The 16,650-nt window shown below is 39.1% G+C and carries 18 protein-coding genes and 3 pseudogenes; 14 read left to right on the forward strand and 7 right to left on the reverse strand.

The features are described from left to right. The first annotated feature begins 32 nt into the window (after positions 1-32). The 3 genes from tdh (at position 33) to glpG (ending at position 2,274) form a co-directional block, all read left to right on the forward strand. Positions 33-1,058 (forward strand): L-threonine 3-dehydrogenase, encoded by a 1,026-nt coding sequence (tdh, locus tag ACU8V8_RS01745; RefSeq protein ID WP_446888631.1) that lies wholly within the window; start codon positions 33-35, stop codon positions 1,056-1,058. 74 nt (positions 1,059-1,132) lie between these two features. Continuing rightward, positions 1,133-1,450 (forward strand): thiosulfate sulfurtransferase GlpE, encoded by a 318-nt coding sequence (glpE, locus tag ACU8V8_RS01750; protein ID WP_087533470.1) that lies wholly within the window; start codon positions 1,133-1,135, stop codon positions 1,448-1,450. After that, positions 1,447-2,274 (forward strand): rhomboid family intramembrane serine protease GlpG, encoded by an 828-nt coding sequence (glpG, locus tag ACU8V8_RS01755; RefSeq protein WP_087533471.1) that lies wholly within the window; start codon positions 1,447-1,449, stop codon positions 2,272-2,274. Before glpE ends, glpG begins: the two co-directional genes overlap by 4 nt. Here the strand turns inward: glpG and ACU8V8_RS01760 are convergent. Next, entirely contained in the window at positions 2,255-2,662 is a 408-nt protein-coding gene (locus ACU8V8_RS01760) for a flagellar basal body-associated protein FliL (RefSeq protein WP_087533472.1), read from the reverse strand. The genes glpG and ACU8V8_RS01760 overlap by 20 nt on opposite strands. A gap of 159 nt (positions 2,663-2,821) precedes the next feature. Here ACU8V8_RS01760 and ACU8V8_RS01765 point away from each other — a divergent pair, with 159 nt between their 5' ends. Continuing rightward, positions 2,822-3,367: a chorismate--pyruvate lyase family protein gene (locus ACU8V8_RS01765; protein WP_446888632.1), complete on the forward strand. Its 546-nt coding sequence runs from the start codon at positions 2,822-2,824 to the stop codon at positions 3,365-3,367. After that, positions 3,364-4,242 (forward strand): 4-hydroxybenzoate octaprenyltransferase, encoded by an 879-nt coding sequence (gene ubiA, locus ACU8V8_RS01770; protein ID WP_446888633.1) that lies wholly within the window; start codon positions 3,364-3,366, stop codon positions 4,240-4,242. The genes ACU8V8_RS01765 and ubiA overlap by 4 nt, the downstream gene beginning before the upstream one ends. A gap of 24 nt (positions 4,243-4,266) precedes the next feature. Here the strand turns inward: ubiA and ACU8V8_RS01775 are convergent. From ACU8V8_RS01775 to ACU8V8_RS01790, 4 genes and pseudogenes are all read right to left on the reverse strand, one after another. After that, positions 4,267-4,888 (reverse strand): annotated as a pseudogene (locus ACU8V8_RS01775) (2OG-Fe(II) oxygenase). A 116-nt stretch (positions 4,889-5,004) separates the two neighbouring features. Then, positions 5,005-5,892, reverse strand: a complete 888-nt coding sequence (locus ACU8V8_RS01780) for a LysR family transcriptional regulator (protein ID WP_446888634.1) — start codon at positions 5,890-5,892, stop codon at positions 5,005-5,007. A gap of 128 nt (positions 5,893-6,020) precedes the next feature. Next, positions 6,021-6,182, reverse strand: a complete 162-nt coding sequence (locus tag ACU8V8_RS01785; protein ID WP_446888635.1) for a hypothetical protein — start codon at positions 6,180-6,182, stop codon at positions 6,021-6,023. A gap of 330 nt (positions 6,183-6,512) precedes the next feature. Beyond that, the gene (locus ACU8V8_RS01790) at positions 6,513-6,920 is read right to left on the reverse strand and encodes a DUF2721 domain-containing protein (RefSeq protein ID WP_446888636.1); all 408 of its coding nucleotides are present in this window, start codon (positions 6,918-6,920) and stop codon (positions 6,513-6,515) included. Between the two features lie 99 nt (positions 6,921-7,019). On the opposite strand from ACU8V8_RS01790, the gene ACU8V8_RS01795 reads away from it, so the two are divergent. From ACU8V8_RS01795 to tsaD, 3 genes are read left to right on the forward strand one after another with little or no spacing between them, the layout of a single operon-like run. Beyond that, positions 7,020-7,349: a putative signal transducing protein gene (locus ACU8V8_RS01795; RefSeq protein ID WP_446888637.1), complete on the forward strand. Its 330-nt coding sequence runs from the start codon at positions 7,020-7,022 to the stop codon at positions 7,347-7,349. Beyond that, the gene (locus tag ACU8V8_RS01800; protein WP_446888638.1) at positions 7,342-7,932 is read left to right on the forward strand and encodes a YjaG family protein; all 591 of its coding nucleotides are present in this window, start codon (positions 7,342-7,344) and stop codon (positions 7,930-7,932) included. Before ACU8V8_RS01795 ends, ACU8V8_RS01800 begins: the two co-directional genes overlap by 8 nt. Positions 7,933-7,960: 28 nt before the next feature. Beyond that, entirely contained in the window at positions 7,961-8,974 is a 1,014-nt protein-coding gene (tsaD, locus tag ACU8V8_RS01805; protein ID WP_446888639.1) for a tRNA (adenosine(37)-N6)-threonylcarbamoyltransferase complex transferase subunit TsaD, read from the forward strand. Here tsaD and plsY read toward each other — a convergent pair. After that, complete coding sequence (gene plsY, locus ACU8V8_RS01810) at positions 8,971-9,588, reverse strand: glycerol-3-phosphate 1-O-acyltransferase PlsY (protein WP_446888640.1); 618 nt, start codon at positions 9,586-9,588, stop codon at positions 8,971-8,973. The two genes, tsaD and plsY, sit on opposite strands and share 4 nt — an antisense overlap. Positions 9,589-9,825: 237 nt before the next feature. Between plsY and folB the strand changes: the two are divergent. The 3 genes and pseudogenes from folB to ACU8V8_RS01825 all read left to right on the forward strand — a co-directional run. Next, positions 9,826-10,173 (forward strand): annotated as a pseudogene (gene folB / locus ACU8V8_RS01815) (dihydroneopterin aldolase); the annotation flags it as partial. A 12-nt stretch (positions 10,174-10,185) separates the two neighbouring features. Next, a pseudogene (gene folK, locus ACU8V8_RS01820) lies at positions 10,186-10,675 on the forward strand (2-amino-4-hydroxy-6-hydroxymethyldihydropteridine diphosphokinase). Then, on the forward strand, positions 10,672-11,475 hold the full coding sequence (locus ACU8V8_RS01825; protein WP_446888641.1) for an undecaprenyl-diphosphate phosphatase: 804 nt from the start codon (positions 10,672-10,674) through the stop codon (positions 11,473-11,475). Before folK ends, ACU8V8_RS01825 begins: the two are co-directional and overlap by 4 nt. A 262-nt stretch (positions 11,476-11,737) precedes the next feature. Here the strand turns inward: ACU8V8_RS01825 and ACU8V8_RS01830 are convergent, their stop codons facing one another. After that, on the reverse strand, positions 11,738-11,938 hold the full coding sequence (locus ACU8V8_RS01830; RefSeq protein WP_446888642.1) for a hypothetical protein: 201 nt from the start codon (positions 11,936-11,938) through the stop codon (positions 11,738-11,740). Here ACU8V8_RS01830 and ACU8V8_RS01835 point away from each other — a divergent pair. Genes ACU8V8_RS01835 through ACU8V8_RS01845 form a run of 3 tightly spaced genes read left to right on the forward strand, consistent with a single transcriptional unit; the run spans position 11,922 to position 16,583 of the window. Then, the gene (locus ACU8V8_RS01835) at positions 11,922-14,954 is read left to right on the forward strand and encodes a hypothetical protein (protein ID WP_446888643.1); all 3,033 of its coding nucleotides are present in this window, start codon (positions 11,922-11,924) and stop codon (positions 14,952-14,954) included. The genes ACU8V8_RS01830 and ACU8V8_RS01835 overlap by 17 nt on opposite strands. Positions 14,955-14,989: 35 nt before the next feature. Further along, positions 14,990-15,439, forward strand: coding sequence for a hypothetical protein (locus ACU8V8_RS01840; RefSeq protein WP_446888644.1), 450 nt, complete (start codon positions 14,990-14,992; stop codon positions 15,437-15,439). A 58-nt stretch (positions 15,440-15,497) separates the two neighbouring features. Further along, on the forward strand, positions 15,498-16,583 hold the full coding sequence (locus ACU8V8_RS01845; protein WP_446888645.1) for a hypothetical protein: 1,086 nt from the start codon (positions 15,498-15,500) through the stop codon (positions 16,581-16,583). Positions 16,584-16,650 lie beyond the last annotated feature (67 nt).

Here is a 16,650-nt window from a genome sequence, read left to right on the forward strand (position 1 = left end):
GTATGTCCGCGGTTTTTATTGAGTGTGTGATCATGAAAGCATTATCAAAATTAAAAGCAGAACCGGGCATTTGGATGACAGATGCACCAAAGCCAGAAGTAGGCCATAACGATTTATTAATTAAGATTCGTAAAACGGCTATTTGTGGTACCGACGTACATATTTATAAATGGGATGAGTGGGCGCAAAACACGATTCCTACGCCTATGGTCGTAGGTCATGAATATGTCGGTGAAGTAGTTGATATGGGTCAAGAAGTCCGTGGTTTTAGTGTTGGTGACCGAGTATCGGGCGAAGGGCATATTACCTGTGGCCATTGTCGTAACTGTCGCGCTGGGCGTGTTCATTTATGCCGTAACACCACCGGTGTAGGTGTGAATAGAGAAGGGGCATTCGCTGAGTACTTAGTGATCCCAGCATTCAATGCATTTAAAATTCCAGATAACATTAGCGACGAGCTTGCATCAATTTTCGACCCGTTTGGTAACGCTGTTCATACTGCGTTGTCATTCGATTTAGTGGGTGAAGACGTACTTATAACAGGTGCAGGTCCAATTGGGATCATGGCGGCTGCTGTCGCTAAGCACGTAGGTGCTCGCCACGTAGTAATCACAGATGTAAATGAGTACCGCTTAGAGTTAGCTCGCAAAATGGGTGCAACTCGTGCCGTTAATGTTGCAAGCGAAAAGCTAGAAGATGTAATGACTGATCTGGGTATGACCGAAGGGTTTGATATTGGTCTTGAAATGTCAGGAGTGCCATCGGCATTTAATGCCATGCTAAATAATATGAACCATGGTGGTAAGATTGCCATGCTCGGTATTCCACCATCAGATATGGCGGTTGATTGGAACCAAGTTATTTTTAAAGGCTTAGTGATCAAAGGTATTTACGGTCGTGAAATGTTTGAGACTTGGTATAAAATGGCCAGCCTTATTCAGTCAGGCTTAGACCTAAACCCAATCATTACTCATCAGTATTCAGTTGATGACTTCCAAGCTGGCTTTGATATGATGATTTCAGGCCAATCAGGTAAAGTTATCCTTAATTGGGACTAACTTTTCTAATATAGAAAAAGGCGGCCCTATAGCCGCCTTTTTTATTGATTTATTTAATTTTTTAAGAGGCAGCAATGGCATTTAAACATATTTCAATCGCCCAAACTCAAGAACTACTTAATAAAAAAGATGTGGTGATTGCAGATATTCGAGATCCTAATTCATATCAAGCAGGCCACATTCCCGGCTCTGAGCATTTATCAAATACGAATATTGGCGAATTTATGATGAACAAAGAGTTTGATCAGCCAATCATTATTGTTTGCTATCATGGTATGAGTTCGCAAGGTGCTGCTAATTACTTATCTGAGCAGGGGTTTGAAGACGTGTATAGTATGGATGGCGGTTTTACACAGTGGGAAGTACAGTTACCGGAGCTAGTTGAAAAATGATAGAGCTTGGCAGTATTAATAATCCTCGTGCGGCACAAGGTTTTATCGACTATATAAAAAGCCAAGGGCTTAGCGGCGAATTGCGCTCAAGTGATGGCCAAAATGTGATTATTTGTATTGCCCCTGAGCATTTTCACCAAGCTCAACCTTTGTGGCAAGCGTTTGTTGAAAATCCTAACCATGTACGTTATCAAGATGCATCGTGGCAAGTTGGTAATACGCAATCTCCTCTTAGTTACCAAGGTCAGTCACTTAATTTAAAAGAGCGTTTTAAAGCACTCAGTTGGCTAAATCAAACCGTTACCTTATTATGTGTAGGAATTTATATCGCCTTCTTACTCGGTGGTTTTGAGTCAATTTATGGTGTTTTACAATTTAATCCCAATCAACCTTTAACTTGGTTGACGCCTGCGATAGTGCACTTTAGTGCGATTCATTTAATTTTTAATATTATCTGGTGGATCTCACTGGGAGATGGTATTGAAAAGCTTGCTGGTAAAAGCACATTAATAGGTTTGTTTTTAACCACAGCCTTGTTTAGTAATTGGGCTGAGTATTTAATGGTAGGCCCTAACTTTGGTGGTTTGAGTGGTGTAGTTTATGGTTTGCTGGGTTACTGTTGGATTTACAGAACGCTCAATCCACAGCAGCCTGCTTTGGTGAGTAATGCGGTCATTGGTTTTATGCTTATTTGGGTTATTTTAGGGTTTGGTAATATGCTACCTGTTAATATGGCTAATTGGGCGCATTTAGGTGGTTTACTTAGCGGCATGGCTTACGCTTATACCGCACAGTTTTTTAACGCTAGTGATAAAGGTATTTAGTAAATAATACTTCGCGAATGATTTCTTGCCCTGTTTCTTGTTTTAGCAGGGTTTTTAATCGCTCAGCACAGCGTTTACGAATCTCTTCACGCCCTGTGAGTGATTTAATATTTTCTTCAGGCTCTTTCGATAAAATCTCTACCAGCGCATCGCGTAGCAGTGGTGTATGATGTTCAACAACTGCAATGTTTGCCATGTCTGTCAGCATTAAATCTACAGTTACACGGACATACCCTAACTTTTTGTTATTTTGCGCGATGTAATTGGCAATTATATCGGGCTCAAAACCAAAGTAGCCCACGGTAGACTCTGCACGACTGCTAAAGCTTGCTAATAAACTAAATGACAATGTAACTATTAAGATACCTGAGTAAAGCGCTTTTTTCATAAGTAAGTGGGGTGATCCATATTTCATGTTAACAGTTTATACGTAATACTGATTAATATACAGGCTGAATCAGCTATTTGTTATTGAATATCTTCAATTACTTTTTCCATAGCTTAGGCAGTGTTATCATTTACTCGGTTTTTATTAAATAGAGCTATTGTGATTACATTTCCTCTTTCTCTAACAGCTAATTGGCAACGTGGTAATACGGTTACCTCACTTTCACAGCAAGAACAAAACTGGCTGCTTGAGCCAAATTCTCTGACGGCTAAACTTAAAAGCCATGGTCGTGATTTCTCTGTTCAAGTATTGAGTGAAAAGCGTTTTATTTTAAGCCTACAGCAACAGCAATTACTTGATTGTCATTTATCGCAAGGTATTAACCGTGAAGTGTTACTTTGGTGTAATGGCCACCCTATGGTTTATGCTCAAAGTTGGTTACCTGTTTCTCAAAGTATGCAACAACAACAATTACTTGAGCTTGGCAATAAGCCATTAGGTGATGTGATTTTTCAACACCCTGATTTAAAACGCACGGAGATTGAAATTGCATGTTTTGATCAGTCTCACCCAGTACAACAGTTGGCTGAGCAACCTCTTGATTGTGTAAGTCCATTATGGGGGCGGCGTAGTATATTTTCTTTAGCGCAAAGTCGCTTTTTAGTGTGTGAAATCTTTTTACCTAAGGCGTTTATTTACCAATGACATTAGCTGCATTAAAAACTGCGAACATTGCACACTACAAACAACTAATGCGCACCGATAAGCCAATTGGCACGCTTTTGTTGTTGTGGCCAACTTACTGGGCTTTATGGCTCGCAAGTGGTGGTGTACCAAGCTTATTAAACTTTATAGTGTTTAGCTTGGGTGTGTTTGTTATGCGCAGTGCAGGGTGTGTGATCAATGATTATGCCGATCGTAAAATTGATGGCTCTGTTAAACGCACTGCACAGCGGCCATTGGCTGCAGGACTTGTTACTAGTGGAGAAGCTCTTAGCCTATTTGTATTTTTGATATTAATTGCATTTGGACTTGTGTTATTACTCAGCTGGCAAACGATAGTGCTATCTGTGGGAGCATTGTTTTTAGCTTTTAGTTACCCGTTTATGAAGCGTTTTACTAATTTACCGCAAGTAGTGTTAGGTGCTGCATTTAGTTGGGCTATTCCAATGGCGTTCATGGCGGCAAGCGGCCAGGTGCCTTTAACTGCTTGGTTATTGTTTATGGCAAATGTTATTTGGACTGTCGCATACGATACAATGTATGCCATGGTGGATAGGGATGATGATTTAAAAATAGGCGTAAAATCGACGGCAATTTTGTTTGGTCGCGCAGATAGAGTAATCATATTGTGTCTAAATAGCTGTTTTATAGCATTGCTTTGCTATATTGGCTTAAGTGAACAACTTGATACACCGTATTGGCTTAGCATAGTGATCGCATCTGGATTTTTAGCTTATCAGCAGGTTTTGATTCATTCTCGTGAACGTGCTCAATGCTTTAAGGCATTTTTAAATAACCATTACGTTGGTTTAGTCATTTTTGTTGGTTTAGTGGCGTCCTTACCCCTAAACTTGTAAATTTCATCGCTTGTGTTTAGTTTACTAGCGCGGCGGATCAATCACGCCACTAATAGAGGCATTCATCCTGAACCAACCAGCTATGGAATAGCGATCATCACCTGCAGGTGACACTTCATGCATAAAGCGCTCGCTTTCAAACATAACAAGTGTGCCAGCCTGTGGCTTAATACACACTTCGACTTGTTTACTCTTAGGTTTGTATATTATTAATTCACCACCAGAGTCAGGTGTATTCAAATAAAATACTGTGGTAAAAACTCGGTTAGAGCGGCCTTTAAAGGCATCATAGTGTTTTTTATAAAAATCACCTTGTTGGTATTTAGCATAATGGCATTCGTAATCAAATAAACCTAAAAAAGAAATTCCGGTTAAGTACGACTCTCATCTGTGCCATTAGTGCTAAATAGTCTAGTTGTGCTTGGCTACTGCCATCAAACCAAAATGTTTTGTCTTTGCGAATGGTTTTATTTATGTGTAAATCATGTTTACGGCCAATGCCAGCGACACTAAATTCAGGGTTGATACGGTAGCAATCAAGCATTAATTTTGCAGTTAGGCTTTTAGATAGAGCATTATTTATAACGGTATAGCCACGGCTTTCAATATCATCTAAATAAATTTCAGAAATGAAATGAGCGTTCATTTTATATACTAAATGTAGGGAGGTGCGCTAGTTTAGCTTAAAACTCATTTAAAGCGAGCTTTTTATAACGTATTGCAAATCAAAAGCCTGAATAAATCAGGCTTTCAATATCAATCTTACTCATTAACTGACAGCGCTGTCTTTTCTATTAAGGATAGGAGCTGGTTTATGTGGTCACCGGGGGATACTTGTTGGCTAGTTTGCACAATCAGCTGCTCATGAGCTAAGTCTTTATTTGTTTTTAACTGCACTAGCTCTGAATGCTCAGCAACTGTATTTGCATGTTCAATGCTTGCAATGGCAAAGTGGTTCGATTTGCACAAGCCGTCCATTACTTGTTCAATACTACCAACTTTAATACTTGAAGCTTTATTTAAACCATCAATTGCTTCGTTAAGCATAGTTTGAATTTGCTTTGATTGCGAAAAACAGCCATACATTGGGAAGTCGATAAGGTCTTGCTTACTGATATCACTTTTTTTGGCTAATGGATGGCTTTTAGCCACAAATAAAATGAGTTGATCAGGTAGGTGTATATCAGTACCAATACTATTTATAGCTTGTGAGCAAACACTAATATCAATTTCACCTAGTTGCAGCTTACGAAGTAACTCACTTTGTTCTTGTAGCTGCATTTCTATTTTAACGTGTGGGTATTGTGCTAAAAATTGGCCACATGATACAGGTACAATTGCGCTTGCCTTAGTCGTATAACCAATTATCAACTTCTCGCTTGAGCAGCCGTTGAATGATTGAAATAAGCTTTTTTTGGTCGCTTCTAAAGCTGTTAGGGTATTTTGTGCATAATCTAAAAATAACTCACCCTCGGCAGTAAGTTTAACTGAGCGAGTAGAGCGTTTAACTAATTGATAGCCAACTTCATCTTCAAGGGTCTGAATGCTACGTGTTAGCGCTGAAGTACTTATTTTGGTGGTCTCCGCCGCTTGGCGAAAGTGTCTAAGTTGGCCTAGTGCAACAAACTGTTCTAATTGTTCAAATCTCACTTTTATAGTCCTTTGTATAAGTAAGTCGCACGAGTGCGAGCATAATTGAAATTATCTTAACAGATAGTAATGCATTGTACCTAATTTGAAAAGTCTCTTTTTACACAAATGTTACAACTTTAGTCAGGTTAACGTTGATTAAACTCAAAAAAAAGTGCTAAGTTGTTGATGGATATATCAACAATTTTAGTGGCGAGCTGCTTTGTGCGTTGCTCTTTTATCAATGAAAGCGCGATAGTAACGATCACTGATTCATACATCAAAGACACTTTAATGATTATTGCTGTCATCGAGAATGAACTTTTTCAGAGCGAGTCCTTGATGGTTTTTTCTATCACAGCATCAATTAACCCTAAAGAGATGTCATTATGTTGTTGTAATAATTCTTTTAATTTTGGGCTTGGTGAAAGCGAAGTGGTCCGCTCTCAAATTTAAACCCAGATAAAACTAACTTGGTGACTTGTTGGCTATACCTTCGCCATTGCCGACAATAAGAATATGCCAAAATGACTGTTGCGTATTCGCTTGCGGCTCAATTACAGTCTCGTCAGAAAATAAAAAGTCTGTCGCATAAACCCCCTTTAGTTTAATACTTCACCTAAAGGGTTATTGCCTGTTAGTTAGTCTGCTTTATTACTTAATGGTTTTTTTTCAATGTTTTTAAGTTCAATTTCTATGGCATCGCATGATATGTGGATTTCATATAAAGAAGTTAAAAGCGATAAAGCTAAACAGCCAAGGCTGATACCAAATAAAATAACGCCAGTGGTTTTAAACTCAATAAATAATGCAAACATTGAAATGGTACACATTAAAAATGACGCAACGCCATATACTTGCATGGTTCTAATGAGTTTTATACGCTTTCTTAAGTTGGTGATCTGCGCAACAACCAGTGGCCGTATAGTTTCACCCTCTCGCGCATTTAATTCCCGAATTAATTGCGCTAATACTAAAAATCGGTTTGTATAAGCCAATAGTAATAATGAGATAGCAGGAAAAAGTAAGCCCGGAGTAGTGAGTGTCATGATTATTCCTAAATAACAAATACTTCGCTTAGAGTAGATTAGGGGAATTTAATTACAAAGTAAAAGAGTTCATTCATATAATAAATAGGAAATGAAATTATGAACAATGAACCATTTCGTTGGGTAACGGTTTATAGCGCTGCAGATGCTGTTGAAGCAAATATAGTGAAAGGGCTGCTAATAGGGAACGAAATAAATTGCCAGTTGCTTGGCGAGTCATTGCAAAGTGCGGTGGGCGAAATTCCTGTCGCTCAAACAGAGGTCCGTGTACAGGTTTATGCGATAAAAGAGCGCCATGCGCGTGAAATATTGGTAAACTATAACCAAGAACAGCAATCTGCTCTAGATTGGGTGTGCCCCAACTGTAATGAGCATAATGGGCCAACATTTGAAATTTGTTGGTCTTGTAGGACTCCTAAGAATGACTAAAGCGAATAATTTTCAGCGAATTCGAGAGCTTAATTATTTACAACAAGCTGTATTAGCGGCTGCATTGATTGAGCGCATGCTACCAAACTATGGTTTGTTTAGTGAAGCGACTGGATTTGGTGATGAAGCGACGCTTCGTAGTGCATTGAATGTGTGCTGGGAAAAAATTTTACTGCCAAAAAGTAAAATTGATTTAGAAAAACAAATCGAAAAAATTGAACCTAATGTACCCGAGCTTGCCGATTTTGATATGTTTGGTACATATCCCGCGATTGATGCGGCAACGGCTTTACTTGGGTTAATGCACGGTTTAATTGCCCAAGATGATAGTGAATTTGTCAGTATAAGCAAGATATCACAAGCAACCGTAGCTCGTTTTATTGAATATCAACTGACAGTTGAGGGGGTAGTTGCCGATAATAAAACAGTACGCGAACACCCTTTAATGCAATATGAAATTGAAGTGCTTAGTGAAATGATCGATTTTGTTGAGCAAATGGGCCGTGTGACATCACAGAGTGTTAAAGAACTTAAGCAACACGCTATTGCAGATGGTCAAACGAATATTGGTTTAGCGCTATAAAACGAATTTATCGGTAGGAGAAAAAGCAGTGCGAATTTTAGGCATTGAGTCATCATGTGATGAAACAGGTATTGCAATCTATGATGACGAACAAGGATTGCTGGCGCACCAGTTGTATAGTCAGGTAAAAGTGCACGCTGATTATGGTGGGGTGGTTCCTGAACTTGCGTCACGCGATCATGTTCGTAAAACCCTACCATTGATTGATGCTGCATTTGCACAAGCGGACTGTACTGCAGAAGATATTGATGGGATAGCCTACACAGCTGGGCCTGGGCTGGTGGGGGCTCTGTTGGTTGGCACTTCTATTGGACGTTCACTTGCTTATGGTTGGAATATTCCAGCTGTTGCTGTGCATCATATGGAAGGGCATCTACTGGCACCGATGCTTGAAGAGGATGTGCCAGACTTTCCCTTTATTGCACTGTTAGTCTCAGGCGGTCATACCATGATGGTTAAAGTCGAAGGTATAGGTCAATATGAAGTACTTGGAGAGTCTGTTGATGATGCCGCAGGTGAAGCATTTGATAAAACAGCAAAACTACTTGGTTTGGATTATCCTGGTGGTCCTCGTTTAGCTAAGCTTGCTGAACAAGGCGAACCTAAACGATTTATTTTCCCACGCCCTATGACAGACAAGCCAGGGCTAGATTTTAGCTTTAGTGGTTTAAAAACGGCTGCGGCTATCACGATTCGTGATAATGATAGCGATGAGCAAACTAAAGCCGATATAGCCCATGCATTTCAAACCGCCGTGATTGATACGTTAGTGATCAAATGTAAACGAGCGCTGAAACAAACAGGAATTAAGCGTCTTGTGATCGCAGGTGGTGTAAGCGCAAACGTTGAGCTACGCGCACAGCTTGAGCGGGTAATGCAAGGTATGAAGGGGCGAGTATATTATCCGCGCACAGAGTTTTGTACTGATAATGGCGCGATGATAGCTTATGCCGGTATGCAGCGCTTAAAAGCTGGACAATTTGCTAGTCTCGATATGAAAACAAAACCGCGTTGGCCTATAGATAGCTTAGAAGCGATTTAACTAGTGCTATTGTTATCCTGAGTTGGTGGTTTCTTTTTGTCACCAACTTTGGGTTCATCTCCACTGAAAAGACGTTTTATATTACCATGATGGCGAATAATTATAAGTACAGTTAAAAATGTCACTGGCAAGGTATAGAGTGGCTTAATCCACCATGTGTACAAAGGCGCTAAGGAAACTGCAATCAGCGCCCCGAGCGACGAGTAGCGAGTAATTGCAACAACTGCCACCCAAGTCGATATTAGGAGTCCACCTAAAGAAAGGCCAATTGGTAACAAAGTTCCAAATGCAGTGGCAACGGCTTTACCGCCTTTAAAGCGAAAAAACACCGGGAACATATGGCCTAAACAAGCGGCTACACCTATCAAACCGAGCATAAGCGGGTCAAGTTTTAAAAAGTAAGCGCCCCATACAGGTATAGTGCCTTTAAGAATATCGAATACTAGGACTAAACAAGCAGGAAAACCACCTCCTAAACGGTAGACATTCGTAGCGCCAGGGTTATTTGAACCGTTTGAGCGTGGATCTGGCAGTTTAAACAGCCGTGACACTAGAATAGCCGATGAAATCGACCCTAGTAAGTAGGCTAAAACTAACATTAAAACGGCTATCACACGCTTCCTTATTTTTTAATCGCGCTTTTTCGGCTATCATTGGCCGCAAATATCGACCGCAAAGTAACATTGCATACATTTATGTTCAACAATAGAGCAGTTATTTTTGTACCTACTGACTATTGTATGGTTAATTTTTACATAATAAAACACTGTTAAAGTGTATAAACACTATAAAAATTAATTATAGTGGGTAGAACTCGTCAATTGAGTTTAAATTTTCAAGTTGGAGCAGTTATGGATAAAGTTTTTATATCGCAACTACATGTTGACACTATCATTGGTGTGTACGATTTTGAAAAAGAAACCAAACAGAGTTTATATTTCGATATAGAAATGCTTTGCGATATAAAACCTGCAGCTCAAAGTGATAATATCAATTTAGCACTAGATTATGCCCAAGTAAGTGAACGGGTTATCGCTCATACAACAGCAAAACCCGTTGAGCTTTTGGAAACACTAGTCGAACAACTTGCAGCCATTATTTTAGCCGAGTTCAATACCTCTGAGGTTACTATAAAGGTGAGTAAGCCTGCAGCCGTGACGCAAGCGCAGACAGTAGGTGTGCAAATTACCCGTAAAAGGTGCTTGGCTAGTATGGCACAAATTTATATAAGCTTGGGTTCCAATGTTAATAAAGAACATTATATACGCCAGGCACTACTTAACTTACAAAAAGAGTTTACAAACCTTGAGCACTCTACAGTTTTTGAAAGTGAAGCTGTAGGGTTTGTTGGTAGTAATTTTTATAACTCGGTTGTCGGTGCGCAAACAGATATGCCACTTGAACATTTGTGCCTGTTATTAAAGAATATTGAGCGAGATAATGGTCGCAAGGTCAACGATAAAAAAGTTTAGTCCGCGCACCTTAGATTTAGATTTATTATTTTATAATGATGTAATTTGCGACTCTCCTGCACAGTTACCGCGAGATGAAATAACAAAAAATGCATTTGTGCTGCAGCCGTTAGCAGAAATCGCCCCTAATTTTATTCACCCTGTTGCAAAGAAGACGATTGCTCAGCTATGGAATGAATACAATAACCCTAATCAAAAACTATGGAAGGTGGAGTTTACTAACCCATGAGTATTATAGAAATAATTGTTTTAGCCCTGATCCAAGGATTGACTGAGTTCTTACCTATTTCAGGTTCGGCCCACTTAATTCTTCCTTCACAAATCTTAGGCTGGCAAGACCAAGGTTTGGCATTTGATGTCGCAGTACACGTTGGTACATTAATAGCTGTTGTCATTTATTTTAGAAAAGAAGTTGTGGATATACTTGGTGCGTGGTTTAAATCGTTTGGCGCACAAGGTGCAACAGATGACAGTAAACTAGGCTGGTGGATTATTGCAGCGACTATTCCAGCGCTTATTATTGGCTACTTCTTTAAAGACTTTGTAGAAAGTTACTCTCGAAATGCATGGGTAATTGCCACTTCTACGATCGTATTTGGTTTATTACTTTGGTATGCAGACGCAAAAGCGAAACAAATTAAAAACATCTACCAACTCAATTTAATGAGCGCTTTGTTATTGGGCTTTTCACAAGTTATTGCGATGGTTTTTCCTGGCACATCACGCTCAGGAATAACAATAACGGTTGGTTTATTATTAGGATTAAATAAGCAAAGTGCAGCACGTTTTTCATTTTTAATGTCTATTCCTGTTATTGCTGCGGCTGGCTCTTACTATACCTACAAACTATTCTCTGCAGGTGAAGCAATTGACTGGCAAGCTATTTTGTTAGGTGCAGGCTTATCTTTTGTATCTGCCTATGCGTGTATTTACTTTTTCTTAAAAATCATTGAACGCATGGGTATGATGCCATTTGTCATTTACCGCTTATTATTAGGTGCCGGATTGATTATTTTCTTGAGCTTCTAAAAATAATTTAAGTAAATTTCAAATTAAATGAGAAAAAAATAGTTAAATTACGTACTAATACTCACTCATTATGTGGTTGGGTTTCAAGATTATACTAGCAGATTTTCTTGAAGCCTTTATTTCATTGGTTCTCCAGCTGTATTTAGCTAAAAAAAACTTCACGCAAACTAGCTTATTTCAACCATTTTTCCCCTTACTCAGTTGGCGTTAAAGCAAAGCGTCGCTGTTTTTATTGTTTTTTTCCCGCTATGATTATTTGGGTTTAAAAAATAATAATTGGATTAAAGGGATAAAGATGGAATTCAAAAAAATCAATACTTGCATTAAGCATACTTACATTTTTAGCCGGTTGCGGCTCGTCAGATGATGCTGATGAAGTTAAAAACACTCCCCCTGTAGTAACTGATCCTGAAACACCAACGGTCAGTGAGGCGAAAATTAATGGGGTGGCATCTAAAGGCACATTAAAAAATGCACAGCTTACTTTCTATAAGTACGTAGAAGGCAGCGCTGTTGAGTTGACTGACGATGAGTTAGGGGATTCAAGCTTAGTTACTAATGAAAACGGACAATACCAAGTTACGCTTAATGATATTCAGGGCGTTGTTAAGGTTGAACTCTCTGTAAGTGGCGATGCAGACTCGCCGACAATCATGGTGTGTGATGCACCAACAGGTTGTGGGGTTGGTGCTGATGACGTTGCCATTAAATTCGGTGAAAACGTTAATCTTACACTACAAGATCCTGAGTTTTCGTTAACCAGTATCTTATCTGTTAGCAGTGATTCAGCCGATACCCAAGATACAGCAAATATAACGCCATTAACTCATATGGCAACTGCGTTAGCTGAAAGCCGTGGTGATGTATCAGAACAAACAATTTCAGATGCACAATCAGAAATAGCTAATACCTTTGGTTTAATTGGGGCTTTGAACTCGCTTACACCGGGTGCGATGGAAACGCCTTCTTCTTTATTTGAGCAAGAAAATACAAACGCAATGCGCTATGCCTTAATCAACGCAGGTATTGCTCATGCTTTATACATTGAAGAGCCAGAGCTTGCGCTTAGCGCGAAACTTAATTCCGCGATTATAGATATGGTTGCAGCAAATGGCGGAATGTTAGTTTCTGCTGATGCAGATGATGACGATGAATTTGAACTTTCAATTGAAGATGTTCTCAATGGCTCTGAGCAGGCATTAACGCAGCTTATAGACGTTATTGCAGAGGATCCTCTGTTAGTTGAACACTTAGATGATTTGGAGCAAATTGCGACTAATATAGCTAACGAAATTCAAGTGAAAATAACCCAAGCGGGTGATGACGGTCGTATTAAAGGTAATGTTAGCGATGAAACTCAAGGTGATGCGATAGCAAAAGCAAGTGCTATGGTGAATGACATTCGCTTATTTGCTAATTTATTTGATGTAACAAATTCATCGGGAGAACAGTTTGAGTCGCAGGGGGAGCAATTTGTAAATCTCGTCGAAGCTGCCGGTGATATGGTTGCAGAGCAAGCGGATAGTTTTGCTCTGTTAAGTGATGTTATTGAAGCCGTGACAGATATTCATCAACAGCTTGAAAACGAAGAAGTAACAGGTACGGTATTTGATTTAGCAGATTACTTAAGCACAGCAGGTACGGGTAGCGTTACTATCGATGAAGAAAACCTTGTTTTTAGTGTTGATGCGCAAGCTGGAGCCGAAAAGTTAACCCTTGATGTTGCTATTAACGCCTTAGCAGAAAATACGCAGTATCAATTGTTGTTATCAGGTATGGCAGAGAATGACGCTGTAGCATTAACAATTGGAGAAGGTAGTCACGCAACACTTAACTTAGATCGTGCTGTTACGCGAAGCCAAATTGAAAGTGATGATGTTAGTGCAGAGCCAACCAAAGGGGAGCTGAAGCTGAGCGTTACACTCGCGCAAAAGGCAACAGACACTGTAGTAAACCCTATTAGTTTTACAGGTGCTCTAACTGCTGAATTATTGCCGTTAAAAGTTTATAGTGCAGAGTCATTAAATGGTTGGGAACAAACTGCATGGGATTACACGCTCGAACAAGATACGCTAGTGCTACCTAAAATGGCGAGCTTAAGTGGTGAGTTTTCGTCTCTAGAAGGCGAGTTAGTTAAAGCGACTGCAACCGTTAATATTAAAGATCTTGAATCATATGTACCGCCAGAGCTTAAGGGCTTTGGTGAATTAAGGGAGGCAGTTGCTAGTATAGTCGTCAATGAGGAGGACACGCAGTTATCACTTTCAGTTAATAATGATGAAACGCAAACGACTTATACCTATAGAGAAACTGCTGAGCAGCTGGGTAATTGGGAAGTAAAAGCGCAAAGAACAACTGATATTGAGGGGTATTTTCAAGGTTCATTTAGCCGTGAAGTATTCTTTATTGAAGGTAATCAGTACTACCTATACAGTTATCATAATATGAATAACGATATTACTTATGGTTATATAGAGTATATTGAGCAATCTGTAGATGACGAATATTACCAACCATTTGTGATCAAACGTATTGATCAATATTTCTCTGATTACAATAATGGATTATTGACCACTGAAGATGGTGAGCAAATAAGTGTAATGGCACTGGACTTTTACAGTCGAAGTGAATTTTATAGTTACGATGAGGCTGTTAATAATCTCAGTATTGGGATTTACGCTGAACCTGTAGATATTCAAAATGTGAGTGATTACTTCAACGACGCACTAAGTAGCGGTTTTAGTGTTGCTGTTGGAGGCAGTGGTGATTACCGTCTTATTACTGATGAAAGTACTATCAAAGAAGTTACAGCCGGGGCGAATATAAATTTAGATGGTTACTTGGTGTCGCCAATTTTAGCTGAAAACTTAGTTCTAACTGTTAGTGATAACGCTATGGTTTTACAAGCGGCTGTTGAAAATGGCTCTACTCAAACTATTAGTATTGATAGAGTAAGTAATGATCATTTTACTGTAAGTAATGAGATAAAAGATAATAGTGGAGAGCTCGATGAGCGTCAAACTCTCAAGGTCAGCAGTCATGAGGTAGCACTGGGACAAAATTTAAATGCTGAATATTACCATCAGGCTGATGATTGGAATTGGGGAAATTTTGTAAGCTTGATGCCTATCGACTCTGACAATGATTCTCTAGTTGATTACCTTGCCTGTAAGCAGATTGATTTTTTTAGAATTAATGGAGCTGGTGAGTATTTGGATTACGATGGTTCAGTAATTAGCATTGAAGAACAAGGGTATGATTGTGGAAGCTACTCTACTGTTGATGATTTTATCGATACATCGTGGGATTTTTCGCGTTTTGGTATAACGAGTGAGAGCATCGATAGTTTTACTGTTGATGATGCATTTATATCTGGTTTGAATAGTTATCGAAGTGATAACCCTGTGCCTATTAACCCGGGGAGGAGCCTTCACAGCAGTTTAAAGCACGGACTTTTTACAGTTACGTTGATGGTTTAGGCCGTGTTGCTGCTGATTTTACACAACCTGAGCACATGCAATGGTCTGCTGATGGTACTTATACGATTGATATGTATTTAGCCCAACCAGAACTTGGTTCTAATGTTGAAAATGAAGAAACTTTCTTAGACGTAAATGCGGCGTTAAATGTACAGGTTGAGGTGGGAGAATACAACCTTGAGCTAAATTTAACAGGTGAACGTACTGAACTTGAGCAAGGTAAATTAGCACTTGATGTTAAATATTTACTGCCAGACAGTGATAAACAACGCAGCTTTATTGTAAGCTATGACACTAAACTTGAAACTTTATCAGCGACGAATGCTGAAAACGTTAAGCTAGTTTTAGCTGAGTCAGATGATGAAGAAGCAGAGCAGCAAGTGCTCGGCACAATTATGGTCGGTGATGAAAAAGCCGCTGAAATTGTTAAGCGTGATTCGTTGGTGCTCATTGTTTATGAAAATGGCACAGTTGAAACATTATAATTTTGCATGAAGTTCTAGGCCTGCGCTTGCAGGCCTTTTTTATAAAAAGAATTAATAAATGATAAAAAACACCCTTATAGGCTGTTTGGGTTTAATGGCACTGCATTGTGATGCTCAGCAGCAAGTGTCTTTTTATGTTGATTCAAACAGTTTTAGTAATATCTCACCAGTACTGGAGTTAGTTGACGATGACTGGCAAAGTCCACCTCTGTCGGATGCAGATAAGGGGTTCTCGCAAACAAAGCTAGGCATAAGTTATCAACACTCAAGCCTTGAAGGCTTTACCTTTCATATCGAACAACGCTTAGATTACTTTGTTAAAAGTCATGCTGATACTGCCTTAGGTTATTACCAAGAACAGAATGATATTCCATTACTTGATAAAGAGAACTACAAAGTAAAGCTTGATTACTTTGCCAATAGAAGTAAAGGGTTTGCTGTAGGTTATAACTATGAGTTTAGTGATGCTTTATTGATTGGCGCAAAAGGTAGCTATTGGCGAGTTAACTATTTTCGCCACTCAGTTGTTTCTGGCAATGTACAAGGAAGAGCCGATAACAGTTTGCTAGGCGACCTGAATTATGAAGAGTACTACACGCATAACAACTTTTTAAAACGCCCTAATGAAGGTGATTGGGATAGTAAAGGCAGGGGGTATTCAGTCGACTTATTTGCTGAAATGAGTGTATTAGATAACCTAATTGTACGTGCTGATTTGATAGATATTTACAATCGCTTTAGTGTCGATAATGTAGGTTATACATCAGCAGATATAAATACTCAGGGTAGCTTTATTGATAATCAAGGATTTAATAGCTTTAGACCTTTGCTCAAAGGCTTTGAAGGGCAAAGCAAGCATAAATTTAAACTACCGGAACAAATAGCTTTAACGCTTACCTACCATCATGAAAAAATTGATTATGCTTTAAACTTATTGCGTCAAGGTGATATCAACTTTATGCAAATAGGTGCTCAGTTTGCATACAGAAAAGGTATGTTTGCATTAATGCTTGATCCAATTAATTTGACGCCTCAGTTAGGTTATGAAATTGATTTTTTTAAACTTGAAATGGCGATGGATAAGTTGAACCCAAATAAAGCGATGCAATTATCGTTAAATATGCAGGTAAATTGGCTGTTCTAGTCGCTGGTTAAAAATAAACGGCTCAGTTCAATGAACTGAGCCGTTTTATAAGCAGTTAAATACAAGC

It is taken from the genome of Pseudoalteromonas sp. SaAl2 (assembly GCF_052947895.1).

Excerpts from the sequence above, each read along its gene's own strand:
- ACU8V8_RS01795 (WP_446888637.1), top strand. The coding sequence starts at position 7,020 with ATGAACAATGAACCATTTCGTTGGGTAACGGTTTATAGCGCTGCAGAT.
- ACU8V8_RS01800 (WP_446888638.1), top strand. The coding sequence starts at position 7,342 with ATGACTAAAGCGAATAATTTTCAGCGAATTCGAGAGCTTAATTATTTA.
- ACU8V8_RS01845 (WP_446888645.1), top strand. The coding sequence starts at position 15,498 with ATGATAAAAAACACCCTTATAGGCTGTTTGGGTTTAATGGCACTGCAT.
- ACU8V8_RS01825 (WP_446888641.1), top strand. The coding sequence starts at position 10,672 with ATGAGTATTATAGAAATAATTGTTTTAGCCCTGATCCAAGGATTGACT.
- ACU8V8_RS01760 (WP_087533472.1), bottom strand. The coding sequence starts at position 2,662 with ATGAAAAAAGCGCTTTACTCAGGTATCTTAATAGTTACATTGTCATTT.
- ACU8V8_RS01840 (WP_446888644.1), top strand. The coding sequence starts at position 14,990 with ATGCAATGGTCTGCTGATGGTACTTATACGATTGATATGTATTTAGCC.
- glpE (WP_087533470.1), top strand. The coding sequence starts at position 1,133 with ATGGCATTTAAACATATTTCAATCGCCCAAACTCAAGAACTACTTAAT.
- ACU8V8_RS01790 (WP_446888636.1), bottom strand. The coding sequence starts at position 6,920 with ATGACACTCACTACTCCGGGCTTACTTTTTCCTGCTATCTCATTATTA.
- glpG (WP_087533471.1), top strand. The coding sequence starts at position 1,447 with ATGATAGAGCTTGGCAGTATTAATAATCCTCGTGCGGCACAAGGTTTT.
- ACU8V8_RS01785 (WP_446888635.1), bottom strand. The coding sequence starts at position 6,182 with ATGACAGCAATAATCATTAAAGTGTCTTTGATGTATGAATCAGTGATC.
- ubiA (WP_446888633.1), top strand. The coding sequence starts at position 3,364 with ATGACATTAGCTGCATTAAAAACTGCGAACATTGCACACTACAAACAA.
- tdh (WP_446888631.1), top strand. The coding sequence starts at position 33 with ATGAAAGCATTATCAAAATTAAAAGCAGAACCGGGCATTTGGATGACA.